Origin of the sequence: Catellatospora sp. NPDC049111, assembly GCF_040648615.1 — a bacterium.
Lineage (GTDB): Bacteria > Actinomycetota > Actinomycetes > Mycobacteriales > Micromonosporaceae > Catellatospora > Catellatospora aurea.
Window position 1 is genome coordinate 1 of sequence record NZ_JBEZEB010000052.1, and the last position, 14674, is coordinate 14674.

A 14674-nucleotide genomic window follows, 5' to 3' on the forward strand; every position below is an offset into this window, starting at 1 on the left:
TTCGGGGGCCCCGGGTTACCCGCCCCCCCCCGGCCCCCCCCCTTGGGGGGGGGGCGCGGGGCGGTCCGTCTACCGCCGTCGTTCAGCGGAGGACCGGAGCCGATCAGACCCGGCGTGCGTCTGCCAGCAGCGCGCTGTCCGGCTCGCAGAGACCGCAGGGGCTGAAGCCCAGGTCGACGGCCTCGGAGACCGGCAGCGGCTCGTACGGCCGTCCCAGCAGGTGCACGCACCCGGCCACGTGGTAGCGCGGCCGGCCGTCGATCACGAGCACGTCCGCCGACATCCGGGCGATCCGCGCCGCGTCGGCCGGCGAGACGCGCTGGGCCACCGGCTCGTCCGGCGGGTCCTCGTCGTCGAAATCGTCGGCCCGCCCGCCCGAGCCCTGCGCCGGCAGCATGACCTCGGTCTGCTGGTATCCGGCGGACATCGGTTCGGTGTCGGTGCGGCCGAGCACCGGCTGGCGCGCCGGCTCGTCGTCCCAGTCGTCCCGTTCAGGAACCCTGGGCGGCACCACAGCCCGGCCGCCGGCACGCCGGCCGACCGGTTCGTCATCCTCGTCACCGTCGAACTGCTCGTCCTCGTCATCGTCGAGGAGCCCGGCCGCGGCACGCGCGGCGGCAGCCTGGCGTGCGCCCACCACAAGGGCGACCGCGGCCAGCAGGCTGGTGCCGATCGAACCGACGAGCAACCCGCTCGATCCGTCCGTCAGCCCCAGCACGAGCAGCACAACGGCAACGAGGATGAGCAGCAGACTTGCGACTATCACAGCTCACCCCCGCCGCGTCGGCGATCCAGGTCTCGGCTGGTCCGGGACACGCTCCTGGGCATCACCCGGGGGGAAGCGCTCACGAACCCGCCGTCTCGCTACCGGCGCGGGAGGGTCCCACACCGGCGAACCCGGGGCGCCGCGCCGTTTCCCGGCTCGGAGGCACCCAGGCCCGTTTTCCATTGCGGTGCGACGGCAGCGACGAGGGGTGAGGCTGCCGCGGTGACACTGGCTGTGCGTGAGGGGTGTTACTGGTGTGGTTCAGGCCGCCGGGAGACCGGCCGCGCCCCGGCGGTCCGCCGAAACGGACCGCCCGTGGGACGCCGGTCGTGCCACCCGGTGGCCAAGCCGCCTCAGCGGCCGTTGAAGGAGCCCGAACCGGAGCCGGCAGCGGCCAGGCCACCGCCGGCCGGCCGGTCCTCGCGGCCGATCTCGGCCTCCAGGCTCTGGCCGCGGCCTTCCAGGTCGCGCAGCTGGCTCTCCAGGTACGCCTTCAGGCGCGTGCGGTACTCCCGCTCGAACTGCTTGAGCGTGTCGATGTGCTGCTGCAGCGCGGTGCGCTTGGCGTCCAGGCCGCTGATCGCCTCCTGGTGGCGCTGGCGGGCGTCGCGCTCCAGCGCGTCGGCCTTCGCCCGGGCGTCCCGGGTGACCTCTTCGGCCTTGGAACGGGCCTCGGACAGCACCTTGTCGGCCTCGCGGCGCGCGTCGGACACGTGGTCGTCGGCGGTGCGCTGGGCCATCATCAGCACGCGCAGGGCCTGCTGCTCGCCCTCGGGGCCGGACATCGCCGCCGCGGCCGCCATGCCGCCGCCGCGCAGCTGCTCCAGCTCGTTCTGCATGGCGCGGGCGGCCTGCTCGGCCGCGGACTTGTCGCGCTGCATGCGGTCGAGCTGAGCCTTCATCTCGTTCAGCTCCGCCGCCAGCCGCGGGTCGGGGCCGCCGGGACCGACCGGGCGGCCACCGCCGCCGCGCTCGACCTGCATGCGCAGTTCGCTGTTCTCTTCGATCAAACGGGCGAGTTCGCGCTCGACCTCATCGAGGAAGGCGTCGACCTCCTCCTCGTCGTACCCCCGCTTGCCGATCGGAGGCTTTTTAAAGGCGACGTTGTGCACGTCGGCCGGGGTGAGCGGCATCGAAACTCCTCGGGTCAGTCGCGGCCGCGTTGAGGAACGCTCGAACGGATGGGGGTCACCCGTCAGAGCAGTCCCTCGACGATAAACATCAGCACGAAAAGGATAATCAACAGGACGATGGAGCTCAGGTCGATGCTCACGGTACCAATGCGCAACGGTGGGATCACACGCCTCAACGCTTTGAGAGGCGGATCAGTGACGCTCCACACCACCTCGAGCGCGGCCGCCGACCCCCGCGCCGGCTGCCAGCGCCGACTGAACGAGAGCACGTACCCCATCACGAACCTGGCCAGGAGCACCAGGTAGAACACGTAGATCGCGATGTACACGACCTGCAGCACAGGCGAAAACACGACAGTCGGAGTCCCTCGGTAGGACTAACTCTGGTTGAGGTACCCACCCTCGGCGATCTTGGCCTTGTCCTCGGCGGTTACCTGGACGTTGGCCGGTGAGAGCAGGAACACCCGGTTGGTGACGCGCTCGATCGTACCCCGCAACCCGAATGCGAGTCCCGCAGCGAAGTCAACCAGACGCTTGGCGTCCGCCTCGTCCATCTCCGTCAGGTTCATGATCACCGGCGTGCCGTCCCGGAACCGCTCCCCGATCTGCCGCGCCTCGTTGTACGTGGTGGGGTGCAGCGTGGTGATCTGCGGCCGCCGGTCGTCCTCGGCCGTCGCCGCCACCCGCTGCTGCGGCTGCACCTGGGGCGCCAGCGCCAGGTTGTCGCGCACCGCGGTGGTACCACCCGACGCCGACGCCGTGGCCGGGGCCGCGGTCAGCGGACGGGTGATCGGGCGGACCGTGGCCCGCTCGGCCCGCGCCGCCTCCAGGCGCGCCTCCACGTTCAGCCGGGTGGCCTCCGCCCGGGCCGACTCGCGGGCGGCCTCCAGCCGGGCCGAACCGCTGCGGTCGGCCGCCATCCGGGTACGCGGAACCGACGGCGCCTCGTCGAGGTCGTCGTCGTCCTCGAAGTCGTCGTTGTACCGGCCCCCGTCACGCGAGTAGCGGTCCTCCGCCCGGTCGCCGCGGCGACCCCCGCGGTCGCGGTAACCGGAGGAATAACCCTTGTCGTAGGCAGGCTCGTCGTACTCGTGCTCGTCATCGTCCTCGACCAGCCCGAGCCAGACACCCGCCTTCCGCAGTGCGCCCATTGCCGCGCCCCTCCGTCCGCCGTGCGGCACAAACCCCCGTGCCTGTGCCGCTCTCGCGCAGACACCAGCTCTCCATCAAAGCCCGCCACCAAGCCAGTGCCTGCCGCACTTCATCTTCACTCACGTGGGTTAACCACACTCGTGTAATTTCGGTGCGACCGCCAGGCTACCGCAGGGGTGGTCGCATTCCGAGAATTGCGCTGCCGATGCGCACATGTGTCGCGCCGCACGCCACGGCCTCGTCGAGATCGTCGCTCATGCCCGCGGACACCACCGTCGCATCAGGATGCGCCGCCCGGATCAGCGCGGCGCACCGGGCCACCTCGGCGAAGGCGCGCTCGGGCGCCCAGCCCAGCGGCGCCACCGCCATCACGCCGCGCAGCCGCAGCGCCGGGTCGGCGGCTATCGCGTCCGCGACACGTCTCAGCGCCCGATCGGGATCGTCGCCGGCGGGCAGTGCCCCGCCCCGGTCCGGGTCACCGTCCACACTGATCTGCACCAGCGCGTCGAGCGGCCCCGGCCGGCCCTGCTCGGCGGCCCGCGCCGCCGCGGCCCCCAGCGCCGCCGCCAGCCGCACCGAGTCGACCGAGTGCACCATCGCCGCGTACGAGGCCACGGAGCGGGCCTTGTTGCGCTGCAGCTGCCCGATGAAGTGCCAGCGCAGGTCCACCCCTGCGGCGGCGGTCTGCGCGGCCTTGGGGGCGGCCTCCTGGTCGCGGTTCTCCCCCACGTCGGCCACCCCGAGCGCGGCCAGGTGCAGCACGTCGGCGGCGGGGTAGGTCTTGGTGACCGCGACCAGGGTGATCTCCTGCGGGGCGCGTCCGGCCCGCGCGGCGGCCGCCGCGATGCGCTCGCGCACGGCGGCCAGGTTCGCCGCGATCTGCTCGCGCCGCTGCTCGTCAGTCAAGATCCACTCCAGGTACGAAGAAAGCTCCGGTCATGCTGTTCATACCGCATGACCGGAGCTTCGATCACGAGAGCCGCTGAGCGGGTCACGATCCCTTCTTCACACCGAGCTTCCGCTCAGACCGGCCGCGCCGCCCTAGATCATCGGAGTTGCCGGGCACATGTGCGTATCTTGAGCCCGCTTTCGGCCAGGTGCCAGGCAAGTCGAATGACCTTGGTGCGGTACGCGACCGCCCCAAGGGCTAAGAGCCGTTCTTCAGGAAGTCCGGCACATCCACGTCGTCGAACAGCACCTTGCGCTGCGACTGCGCGGGCGGAGTGCTGTTGGTCGGCGTCGGGTGGCGCAGCGTCGGCGCCTCCACCGGCGGGGTGACCTTGCGCGGGATCTCCACCGGCTTGTACGACGGCGAACCGCCGTCGAAGCCGGCCGCGATCACGGTCACCCGCACCTCGTCGCCGAGCGCGTCGTCGATGACCGCGCCGAAGATGATGTTCGCGTCCGGGTGGGCCGCGTCGGTGACCAGCTGCGCCGCGTCGTTGATCTCGAACAGGCCCAGGTCGGAGCCGCCCGCGATGGACAGCAGCACGCCGCGCGCGCCGTCCATGCTCTGCTCCAGCAGCGGGCTGGAGATGGCGCGCTCGGCCGCCTCGACCGCGCGGTTGTCGCCGCGGGCGCTGCCGATGCCCATCAGCGCGCTGCCCGCGCCGCTCATGACGCTCTTCACGTCGGCGAAGTCCAGGTTGATCAGACCCGGCGTGGTGATCAGGTCGGTGATGCCCTGAACACCGGAGAGCAGCACCTGGTCGGCCTGGCGGAACGCGTCCATCATGGTGATGCCGCGGTCGCCGAGTGCCAGCAGCCGGTCGTTGGGGATGACGATGAGCGTGTCGCACTGGTTGCGCAGCTCCTCGATCCCGGACTCGGCCTGCACCTGGCGGCGCTTGCCCTCGAAGGAGAACGGCCGGGTCACCACGCCGATGGTCAGCGCGCCGAGCTTGCGGGCGATGTTGGCCACCACGGGCGCGCCGCCGGTGCCGGTGCCGCCGCCCTCGCCGCAGGTGACGAATACCATGTCGGCGCCCTTGAGCACCTCTTCGATCTCGTCGCGGTGGTCCTCGGCGGCGTTCTTGCCGACGTCCGGGTTGGCCCCGGCGCCCAGGCCCCGGGTCAGCTCGCGGCCCACGTCGAGTTTGACGTCGGCGTCGCTCATCAGCAGCGCCTGCGCGTCGGTGTTGATGGCGATGAACTCCACGCCCTTGAGGCCGACCTCGATCATGCGGTTGACGGCATTGACGCCACCGCCGCCGATGCCGACGACCTTGATGACCGCGAGGTAATTGTGCGGAGGTGTCATCGGACCCTTCCTTCGAGGCTCTTGTGCCACAAGGGCGAGGGCAACACCCCCACCCGGCCTAGCTTGCCGCAGCGGCGGAGGCGGACCTCCGGTCACTGCCGCTCCGGCAGCGGTTCGGGGCGGGAACCCTAAACCTCTACTAGAGCCTTACGGTTATGTCAATCATTGTCTTGTACGGAAACGTAAGCGTCGGCACGCTGTGATCCAAGGACCACTGCGGCGTGTCTCGCCTTCCACTATGGAGACCTCGCGCACGTCGCCGCCGCGACGGCCGCCGGACGGCTCAGCCGAGGGTCACGACCTCCGGCACGCCGCTGACGTCGATGCGCTTGTCCGGCTTGGCCAGCAGGGCGTCCGCCGCCTTCGCCTTGTCGTCGCTGTTCTCCGCGTCGCCCCAGGTCACGACCCGGTCTCCGGACATCTCCAGCCTGATCCGCGCCGGGCCCTCGACGACCAGGGTGACCAGTTCGGACCGCAGCCGCTTGGTCAGCGACCGCAGCACCGCGAGCGCGGACTGGGTGGAGACGTCCTGTGGGCCGGGCGTGGCCAACTGCACCCGCACGACGCCGGACGGGACGCCGGAGACCGTACGGTAGATCACACCATGATCATCGAAAAGATCGTACTTCTTTCCGTTGGGCACCGCGCCGACCGGTGTGCGCTCGACCACCTCGATGACCAGAGTGGACGGCCAGCTGCGGGACACGGTGACCGCGCGGGCCGGGGCCAGCGCCGCCACCCGGGCGCGCACCGCGTCGGTGTCCACTCGGGCCAGCGGGGTGCCGTCGGGCACCGCCGCGGCGGCGCGCACCTGGTCCGGCTCCAGGATCAGCGCGCCCTGCACGTAGACCTCGCGCACCCCGAGCACCGGCGAGACGAAGATCAGCCAGCCCAGCGCGCCGAGCACCAGCAGCGCGCCGGTCGCCAGGCCCAGTCGGGCCACGATCCGCCGGTTGCGGCGGACCCGGCCCGCCCGCGAGAGCGGGATCCGGGTACGCCGCATGAACTGCCGGACCCAGGGCGGGACGGCGTCGGTGCCGGCCCGCACGAGCCGCCAGCGCCGCCGCGATCCGTCGTCGGGGCCTTCCGGCATCAGGCCGACTCTCGGGCGTCCGGCGAGGCGTGGCGGGCGACGTAGCCGTTCGGGGAGACGGGCTCGGCGCGCCCGGCCAGGGCGGCCATCAGTTCGTCGCCCATCAGCGAGATCGGCGGGGCGCCCATGGTCACCACCACGTCGCCCTCGCGGACCCGGCGGACCACCTCGCCCGGCACGTCCTCCCAGGACGGCACGAAGATCTTCCGCTCCGGCGGCAGCGGCACGGCCGCGGTCAGCGCGACGCCGCCCTCGCCCGGCTCGCGCACCTCGCCGGGGCCGAACACCTCCATGATCACGGCCTCGTCGGCCAGCGCCAGCGCGGCGGCCATCTCCTCCTGCAGGTCCCGCGTGCGGTACATGCGGTAGGGCTGGAACACCACGACCAGGCGGCCGTCGCCGGCGACCTCGCGCAGGGTGTGCAGGGCGGCGGTCATCGAGGTCGGGTGGTAGGCGTACTCGTCGTACACCCGCACGCCGCCCACGATGCCCTTGAGCTCGAAGCGCCGCCGCACGCCCGGGTGCGCGGCCAGCCCGGCCGCCACCACCTCGGGGTCTACCCCGAGCTTGAGCGCGGTGAGCACGGCCGAGGCGCTGTTCAGGCCCAGGTGCCGGCCGGGCACCGGCATGGAGAACTCGCCCAGCTCCTGCCCGTTCAGCGAGGCCAGGTAGCGCACGCCCGCGGCGGTCGTGGTGATCTCGGTCAGCCGCAGGTCCGCCTCGGGCGACTCGCCGTAGGTGTACACGGTGCGGCCCAGCTCGCGCAGCCGCGCGGTGACTCGCATCGCGCCCGGGTCGTCGGCGCAGGCGACCACGAAGCCGTCCGGCTCGACCAGCGTGCCGAACTCGACGAACGCGTCCTCCAGGTTGGCCAGTGTGCCGTACGTGTTGAGGTGGTCCTCCTCCACGTTCGTGATGATCGACACGTGCGGCCGGTACAGCAGGAACGACCGGTCGCTCTCGTCGGCCTCGGCGACGAAGAACTCCCCGGTGCCGTGGTGGGCGTTCGAGCCGACCTCGGAGATCTCCCCGCCGATCACGAAGGACGGCGCCAGCCCGGCCTGCTGCATGATCAGGGTGATCATCGAGGTGGTGGTGGTCTTGCCGTGCGTGCCGGCCACCGCGATGGTGCGCCGCCCGGTCATCGACGCGGCCAGCGCCTCCGAGCGGTGCAGCACGCGCAGCCCGCGCTTGCGCGCCTCGGCCAGCTCCACGTGGTCGGCCGGAATCGCGGTCGAGTAGATGACCGTGTCGACGCCGTCCAGGTTCGACACGTCGTGGCTCATGTAGATGGTGCCGCCCAGCGCCCGCAGCGCGGCCAGCGCGGGCCACTCGCGCAGCTCCGAACCCGACACCGGCACGCCGCGGGTCAGCAGCAGACGGGCCAGCCCGCTCATGCCGACGCCGCCGACGCCGATCATGTGCACCCGGCCCAGGTCCTCCGCGGTGAGCACACCCGCCGGGATCATCTCCGCCGTCTCCACTGCACGCCTCCCTAGTTTCGCTTCGCCGACGCCAGCGCGTTCAGCAGGAACGAGCGCAGCTGCTCGTCGCCGTCCCGCCGGCCGTACGCCGCGGCCGCGTAGCCCATCGTGGCCAGCCGGGCCGGGTCCGTCACCAGTGGCAGCACGTTCTGCTCGATCCACTGCGGGGTCAGCTCGCCGTCATCCACGATAAGTCCACCACCAGCCTCAACGACCGGGAGCGCGTTGCGCCGCTGCTCGCCGTTGCCGTACGGCAGCGGGACGTAGATCGCGGGCACCCCGAGCGCGGCGGTCTCCGCGCAGGTCATCGCACCACCGCGGCACAGCGCCAGGTCGGCGGCGGCGTAGCCCAGCTCCATCTCGTTGATGAACTTGACCCGCACGTACGGCGCGTCGAGGTCGCTCGGCACGTCGAAGTCCTCGTTGCGGGCCCCGATCACGTGCAGCACCTGCACGCCCGCCGAGGTCAGCGCCTTCGCCGAGGCGGCCACGGCCAGGTTGATCGAGCGCGCGCCCTGCGACGCGCCGAACACGAACAGCGTCGGCCGGTGCGGGTCCAGCCCGAAGTGGGCTCGGGCCCGCTCGCGCAGCGCCACCCGGTCCAGCGTGGCGATGGACTGGCGCAGCGGCACGCCGACCACGGTCGCGCCGCGCAGCGACTCGTCCTGGCGCGGCTGGTGCGGGAAGCCCACCGCCAGGTGGTCGGTGAAGCGCATGCCCATCTTGTTGGCCACACCGGCCGGCACGTTCACCTCGTGGATCACGATCGGCGTGTGCCGCCGCCACGCCGCCAGGTAGGCGGGCACGCTGACGTAACCGCCGAAGCCCACCACCGCGTCCGCCTCGACCTCGTCCAGGACCGCGCGCGCCGCCTTGGTGGACCGGAACATCCGGTCCGGGGTGCGCAGCAGGTTCATGTTCACCGAGCGGGGCAGCTGGTACGCCGGGATGTGCCGCAGGTCGTAGCCGGCCGCCGGGATCAGCTCCGTCTCCATGCCGCGCGGCGTGCCCAGGCACGTGATGCGCAGGTCCGGGTCGTGGCGGCGCAGACAGTCCGCAAACGCCAGCAGCGGATAGATGTGCCCGCCGGTGCCACCACCGGCCAGCACCACCGACCGCAACCGGCCGTCACCTGACACCATCACCGTCTCCTCTCACCCGGGCCACCTGCCTTGGTGGTTCGCCCCGGCGCGCCGCCCGAACGGCGGTCCCCCGGGGACTGGCCACCCGCGCGCGACGCCGGCTCCTTCGCCTGCGGCTCGCGCGCCTTGGCCACCCCCGTCGCCGCGGTCGCGGCGGCCGCCGCGTCGGCGGGTCGCGCCGGCGACGGCAGGGGTGGCAACGGGGCCCACACTAGCTGGGCCCACTTCGGGGCCGGACGGGCATGCAGGGCTCGCGCCGCATCCGGCTCCGCGCGGGCGAACGACGCCAGCATGCCGACCGCCGCCAGGGTCACCACCAGGGCCGTGCCGCCGTCGGAGATGAACGGCAGCGGCAGGCCGGTGATCGGTAGCAGTTTGACCACCCCGCCGATGTTGATGACCGCCTGCGCCACCAGCCACAGCGTCACCGCGCAGGCCGCCATCCGGCGGAACGGGTCGTTGACCCGGCGGGCGATGCGCAGCCCGGTGAAGGTCAGCACGGCGAACAGCGACAGCACCACCAGGCAGCCGACCACGCCGAGTTCCTCGGCGATGACCGCGAAGATGAAGTCGTTGTGCGCGCTGGGCAGCCAGTTCCACTTCAGGCTGCTCTTGCCCAGCCCCACCCCGAACCAGCCGCCGTCGGAGATCGCCAGCAGGCCCTGCTTGGACTGGTAGCAGGTGTCGTCGTTGGCGGTGCAGCTGATGATCTCCGCGTCGGTCTGGAAGAACGCGCCGAACCGGTCCGACCGGTAGCCGCCCAGACCGGGCGCGACGATCAGCAGCGCGATGCCGGCCAGACCGGTGCCGATCAGCATGCCGAAGTAGCGCATCGGTGTGCCGGCCGCCCAGAGCAGGCCGACGAACAGGATCAGCAGGCACAGCATGGTGCCCAGGTCGGTGTATCCGACCAGCACGAACAGCAGGCCTACCAGCGGGAACAGCGGGGTGAACAGCTCCTTCAGGCGCACGATCGAGTTGCCCTTGCGGGTCAGCACGTCCGCGCCCCACAGCACCAGCGCGAACTTCGCCAGCTCCGACGGCTGCAACTGCACCGGCCCGAGGTAGAGCCACAGCGTCTCGGAGTGGATGAAGCCGATCTGGGGCTTGGGCAGCACCTTCGAGGCGTACAGCAGCGCGATGCCGTCCATCAGCACCAGCAGCACGATCGACAAGGTCAGCGCCACCGGGGCCATGGCCCGGAAGGTGCGCCGCGGCAGGCGCTGGCAGACCCAGAACGCGGCCAGGCCCACGACCGCGGCGATGACCTGCTGCGCGATGACCGCGAACGCGTTGCCGCTGGCGCTGTACGCCGCGACACTGGTCGCCGAGTAGACCATCGCCAGGCCGATGACCAGGAGCAGGCCGGCACTGGCCAGGAGCAGGTAGTAGGAGGCCAGTGGGCGGGACAGCAGGCCGCGCAGGGCGGCGAGCCAGGTGAACAGGTCCACCCGCAGCGCGCGGGGAGCCGGCGTGGCCGCCTCCGCGGGCGGGGCTGCCGTACGGGCGTCACCGGTCATCGAGAGGACTCCGATCTCGGCCGCTGCGGACGGGTGCTGTTCTGTTGTGCGGGCGGAGCTCGGCTTGCGATCGACGTTGGCCTATGACATCGAATACGAGCCGTTCATTTTCGACGTGATAGGCCAACGTCTATGCAAAACGGCGGCCTGTCAGCCGGCCGCGGACAGAGCGCGGATCGCTTCGGCGAACGCGTCGCCGCGGCGGGCGTAGCTGGGGAACATGTCCAGGGACGCGGCAGCGGGCGCGAGCAGCACGGTGTCGCCCGGCTCGGCGAGCCGCGCGGCCGCCTGCACGACCTCCGCCATCGCCCCATCATCCGTGCGGGCGACGTCCACCACGGGCAGGTGCGGCGCGTGTCGCCCCAATGCCGCGGCGATCTCGGCGCGGTCCACGCCGAGCAGCACCGCACCGGCCAGCCGGGGCGCGATCCGCGCCGTCAGCTCGTCGATGTCGACGCCCTTGAGCTGCCCGCCGGCCACCCACACGATCCGCTCGTACGAGGTCAGCGACGCCTGGGCCGCGTGCGGGTTGGTCGCCTTGCTGTCGTCCACCCAGGTCACGCCGCCGACCTCGGCGACCTTCGCGTTGCGGTGCGGCTCGGGCACGTAGCCGGCCAAGCCGCGCCGGATCGCCTCGTGCGGCACGCCCACCGACAGCGCCAGCGCGGCGGCGGCCAGGGCGTTGGCGACGTTGTGCGCGCCGACCGGGTGGATGTCGGCCAGGGTGGCCAGCTCGTGGGCGTCACCGGCACCGGTGCGGTCCACGAGCACGTCCTCGACCACGCCGACACAGCCGGGCGGCGGCACGTCGAGGGTGAACCCGACCAGCGGGCCGGTCACCCGGGCCGCGTGCAGCCCCTCCAGCAGCGCCCTGACGCGCGGATCGTCGAGGTTGCCGACTGCCGTGCCTCCGGTGGCCGCCGAGCGCCACACGGCGGTCTTGGCCCCCGCGTAGTGGTCGAAGCCGCCGTGCCAGTCCAGGTGGTCGTCGGCGAGGTTGAGCATCGCCCCACCGTGCGGGGCCAGCGTCGAGGACCAGTGCAGCTGGAAGCTGGACAGCTCGACGGCCAGCACCTCGTACCCGGTCGGGCCGCCGGCCTGCGCGTCGACCAGCGGCACGCCGATGTTGCCCAGCGCCGCCGTGCGCAGGCCCGCCGCCTTCAGGATCGCGGCGAGCATGGTGACCGTGGTGGTCTTGCCGTTGGTGCCGGTCACCGCGAGCCAGCGCGGCCCGTCCGGCTTGCGCAGCCGCCAGGCCAGCTCCGGCTCGCTGTACACGTCGATGCCGGCGGCCGCGGCCGCCACGGCCAGCGGATGGTGCGGCGGGATACCCGGGGTGACGACCAGGTCGTCGACCCCGGACAGCAACTGCCCGGGGTCCGGCTCGCCGATCACCACGGGGATGCCCGTGGCCGCGAGCCGCTCGGTGGTCTCCGAGGCCGCCCGGTCGACGACGGTCACCTTGGCGCCGAGGCCCGCCAGGGCGGTGGCGCAGGCGGCTCCGGCCACCCGCGCCCCGGCCACCAGCACCGAACGGCCCTCGTACATCGATGTCACCCCATCACGCGCAGGAAGTCGCTGTAGAAGATGCCCAGGCCGATCGCCACGCCGATGCCGCCGACGATCCAGAACCGGACGACGATGTTGACCTCGCTCCAGCCTGCCAACTCGAAGTGGTGCTGCAGCGGCGACATGCGGAAGACACGTTTTCCTGTCGTCCGGAAGGAGATCACCTGGATCACCACCGACATCGTGATGATCACGAACAGGCCGCCGATGATCGGCAGCAGCAGCAGGGTGCGCGTCGACATGGCCAGGCCCGCGATCAGGCCGCCCAGCGCGAGCGCGCCGGTGTCGCCCATGAAGATGCGAGCGGGCGAGGTGTTCCACCACAGGAAGCCGACCAGCGCGCCGGCCGCCGCAGCGGCGATCATCGCCACTTCCAGCGGGTCGCGTACCGAGTAGCAGTAGTTGGTGGGGTTCGAGGCGTAGCCGGAGGTGTCGGCGCACCAGTGCTGGTACTGCCAGGCCGCGATGAAGCTGTACGCCCCGATCACCATCACCGAGGTGCCGGTGGCCAGGCCGTCCAGGCCGTCGGTCAGGTTCACGCCGTTGGTCGCGCCGAGCACGACGAACACGAACAGCACGATCGCGGCGACCTTGCCGATGTCCAGCCAGTCGATGTCCCGGATGAACGAGATCTTGGTGGAGCCGACCGTCTCGGTGTTCGAGCCGGGGTCGCTCAGCGCGATGATGCCGAACGCCGCGCCGACCAGTAGCTGGCCGAGCAGTTTGCCGCGCTTGTTCAGGCCGCCGCTGTTGCGCCGGCGCACCTTCAGGAAGTCGTCGATGAAGCCGACCGCGCCGGAGAACACGAACAGGCCCAGCAGCACCAGGGCGGTGATGGTCGGCGTGATCTGGGCGATCTGCTTCTCGGGCAGGGTGGTCAGGCTCAGGTGAGCCACCACGTAGGCGATGACCGTGGCGAAGATGAACACCACGCCGCCCATCGTGGGCGTGCCCTTCTTACCCAGGTGGGCCTGCGGTCCGTCAGTGCGGATGGGCTGGCCCGCCTTGAGCCGGGTGAAGGCTTTGATGGCAATGGGGGTGCCGAAGAGGGATACCGCGAACGCCACCAGGATCGCGACGATGATGGATCTCATCGGTGGCCGTCTCCGTCACTCGCGCCCGCCAGGGCGCGCGTCTCGCGCAGTGCGTCCACCACGTCCCAGGTTCGGTAGCGCGAACCCTTCACCAGTACGACGTCTGCGGACCGCAGCCGCTCCCGCAGCACGCCGATCGCCGCGGACTGATCGCTGACCAGCACCGACTCACCTTCCCAATGCCGCACCGAGGCCGCGCCGTCGAGGATCGGCGCGGCGGACTCGCCCACCACGATCAGCAGGCCGACGCCGAGCGTAGCCGCCAGCGCTCCCACCTCCGCGTGGCCGTCGCGCTCCGCCGGGCCCAGCTCGGCGTGGTAGCCGAGCACCGCAACGGTGCGCCGCCCCGCCTGACCTGCGCCGCCCAGGGTGTGCAGCGCGCGCAGCGCCGCCGCCGTCGAGGCCGGATTCGCGTTGTACGAGTCGTCGATGACCGTGACACCGTCGGCACGGTCGAAAACATCCATCCTTCGGGTCGAGACGGCGCGCAACCGGGCCAGCGCCACGGGCAGTTCGGCCCACGGCATGCCGCAGCGCAGCGCCACGGCCGCCGCCAGCAGCGTGTTGCCCACCTGGTGCGCGCCCGTCAGACCCAGTTCCACCCGCGCGGACTCAGCCCCTCGCACCACGGTGTACGAGGGACGCCCGCGCTCGTCCAGCACCACGTCCACGGCCCGCAGGTCCGCGTTCTCGGCCTGGCCCACCAGCACCGACGGCGCTGCGGTGACGCCCGCCATCGCCGCCACCCGGGGGTCGTCGCCGTTGAGCACGGCCAGCCCGTCGGCGGGCAGCGCCTGCACGATCTCGGACTTGGCCAGGGCGATGCCCTCCACCGAACCGAACTCTCCGAGGTGCGCCACCCCGACGTTGACCACCACGCCGATGCTCGGCGGAGCGATCTCGCAGAGGTCCTTGATGTGCCCGATGCCGCGCGCGCCCATCTCCAGCACCAGGAAGCGGGTGTCGGCGTCGGCCTTCAGCGCGGTGTACGGCAGCCCCAGCTCGTTGTTGAAGGTGCCGGGCGGGGCCACGGTCGGGCCCAGCCCGCTCAGCAGGCCGCCGATGAGGTCCTTGGTGGTGGTCTTGCCCGACGAGCCGGTGATCGCCACGACGGTGGTGTCGAGGCGGTCCAGCACGGCGCGGGCGAGCCTGGCCATCGCGGCCAGCGGGTCGGCGACCACGATCGTCGGCAGTTCGGGCACCGGGCGCGTGCCGAGCACCGCCACCGCGCCGGCGGCCGCGGCGGCGGGCGCGAAGTCGTGCCCGTCGGCCTTCTCCCCCGCGAACGCGACGAACAGGCCGCCGGTTCCGATCTTCCGCGAGTCGAACTCCACGGTGCCGGTCACCCGCGCCAACGGGTCGCCGCCGTGCAGCGTGCCGTCGACCGCGGCGGCGATCTCGGCCAGGGTCAGCGGGATCATCGGCCCTCCTCCTGCTCGGCGGCCCGGTCGGCCGGGTGCT

At 71.8% G+C, this 14674-nt stretch carries 13 protein-coding genes; all 13 read right to left on the reverse strand.

Going from position 1 to position 14674, the window contains the following annotated elements; genetic code table 11:
* Positions 1-103: 103 nt before the first annotated feature.
* The 13 genes from AB0B66_RS38715 to murF all read right to left on the reverse strand — a co-directional run bounded on the left by AB0B66_RS38715 (position 104) and on the right by murF (position 14634).
* Positions 104-766, reverse strand: a complete 663-nt coding sequence (locus AB0B66_RS38715; protein WP_360539733.1) for a hypothetical protein — start codon at positions 764-766, stop codon at positions 104-106.
* Positions 767-1119: 353 nt separating this feature from the next.
* Positions 1120-1899, reverse strand: coding sequence for a DivIVA domain-containing protein (locus AB0B66_RS38720; RefSeq protein WP_120316109.1), 780 nt, complete (start codon positions 1897-1899; stop codon positions 1120-1122).
* Positions 1900-1961: 62 nt separating this feature from the next.
* Positions 1962-2252, reverse strand: coding sequence for a YggT family protein (locus AB0B66_RS38725; RefSeq protein ID WP_360539736.1), 291 nt, complete (start codon positions 2250-2252; stop codon positions 1962-1964).
* Between the two features lie 24 nt (positions 2253-2276).
* A complete protein-coding gene (gene sepF, locus AB0B66_RS38730) occupies positions 2277-3050 on the reverse strand; it encodes a cell division protein SepF (protein ID WP_360539738.1) in 774 nt (257 codons plus the stop codon).
* A gap of 166 nt (positions 3051-3216) precedes the next feature.
* Positions 3217-3960, reverse strand: a complete 744-nt coding sequence (locus AB0B66_RS38735) for a YggS family pyridoxal phosphate-dependent enzyme (RefSeq protein WP_360539822.1) — start codon at positions 3958-3960, stop codon at positions 3217-3219.
* Positions 3961-4198: 238 nt separating this feature from the next.
* Positions 4199-5311, reverse strand: coding sequence for a cell division protein FtsZ (gene ftsZ / locus AB0B66_RS38740; protein ID WP_360539740.1), 1113 nt, complete (start codon positions 5309-5311; stop codon positions 4199-4201).
* Positions 5312-5594: 283 nt separating this feature from the next.
* Positions 5595-6404 carry an FtsQ-type POTRA domain-containing protein gene (locus AB0B66_RS38745; protein ID WP_360539742.1) on the reverse strand — a complete coding sequence of 270 codons (810 nt, stop codon included), beginning with the start codon at positions 6402-6404 and terminating at the stop codon, positions 5595-5597.
* Positions 6404-7873 (reverse strand): UDP-N-acetylmuramate--L-alanine ligase, encoded by a 1470-nt coding sequence (murC, locus tag AB0B66_RS38750; protein WP_360539824.1) that lies wholly within the window; start codon positions 7871-7873, stop codon positions 6404-6406. Before murC ends, AB0B66_RS38745 begins: the two co-directional genes overlap by 1 nt.
* Before the next feature lie 26 nt (positions 7874-7899).
* On the reverse strand, positions 7900-9030 hold the full coding sequence (gene murG, locus AB0B66_RS38755) for an undecaprenyldiphospho-muramoylpentapeptide beta-N-acetylglucosaminyltransferase (RefSeq protein WP_360539744.1): 1131 nt from the start codon (positions 9028-9030) through the stop codon (positions 7900-7902).
* Positions 9030-10550, reverse strand: a complete 1521-nt coding sequence (locus AB0B66_RS38760) for a putative peptidoglycan glycosyltransferase FtsW (protein WP_360539746.1) — start codon at positions 10548-10550, stop codon at positions 9030-9032. Before AB0B66_RS38760 ends, murG begins: the two co-directional genes overlap by 1 nt.
* Before the next feature lie 150 nt (positions 10551-10700).
* A complete protein-coding gene (murD, locus tag AB0B66_RS38765; RefSeq protein WP_360539748.1) occupies positions 10701-12098 on the reverse strand; it encodes a UDP-N-acetylmuramoyl-L-alanine--D-glutamate ligase in 1398 nt (465 codons plus the stop codon).
* Positions 12099-12103: 5 nt separating this feature from the next.
* Positions 12104-13213: a phospho-N-acetylmuramoyl-pentapeptide-transferase gene (gene mraY, locus AB0B66_RS38770; protein WP_360539750.1), complete on the reverse strand. Its 1110-nt coding sequence runs from the start codon at positions 13211-13213 to the stop codon at positions 12104-12106.
* Positions 13210-14634 carry a UDP-N-acetylmuramoyl-tripeptide--D-alanyl-D-alanine ligase gene (gene murF / locus AB0B66_RS38775; RefSeq protein WP_360539752.1) on the reverse strand — a complete coding sequence of 475 codons (1425 nt, stop codon included), beginning with the start codon at positions 14632-14634 and terminating at the stop codon, positions 13210-13212. The genes mraY and murF overlap by 4 nt, the downstream gene beginning before the upstream one ends.
* Positions 14635-14674: the final 40 nt, after the last annotated feature.

Coding starts and splice junctions, on each gene's coding strand:
- sepF (WP_360539738.1), bottom strand. CDS start 3,050: ATGGGCGCACTGCGGAAGGCGGGTGTCTGGCTCGGGCTGGTCGAGGAC.
- AB0B66_RS38745 (WP_360539742.1), bottom strand. CDS start 6,404: ATGCCGGAAGGCCCCGACGACGGATCGCGGCGGCGCTGGCGGCTCGTG.
- AB0B66_RS38760 (WP_360539746.1), bottom strand. CDS start 10,550: ATGACCGGTGACGCCCGTACGGCAGCCCCGCCCGCGGAGGCGGCCACG.
- murD (WP_360539748.1), bottom strand. CDS start 12,098: ATGTACGAGGGCCGTTCGGTGCTGGTGGCCGGGGCGCGGGTGGCCGGA.
- ftsZ (WP_360539740.1), bottom strand. CDS start 5,311: ATGACACCTCCGCACAATTACCTCGCGGTCATCAAGGTCGTCGGCATC.
- murG (WP_360539744.1), bottom strand. CDS start 9,030: ATGGTGTCAGGTGACGGCCGGTTGCGGTCGGTGGTGCTGGCCGGTGGT.
- AB0B66_RS38720 (WP_120316109.1), bottom strand. CDS start 1,899: ATGCCGCTCACCCCGGCCGACGTGCACAACGTCGCCTTTAAAAAGCCT.
- mraY (WP_360539750.1), bottom strand. CDS start 13,213: ATGAGATCCATCATCGTCGCGATCCTGGTGGCGTTCGCGGTATCCCTC.
- murC (WP_360539824.1), bottom strand. CDS start 7,873: ATGATCCCGGCGGGTGTGCTCACCGCGGAGGACCTGGGCCGGGTGCAC.
- murF (WP_360539752.1), bottom strand. CDS start 14,634: ATGATCCCGCTGACCCTGGCCGAGATCGCCGCCGCGGTCGACGGCACG.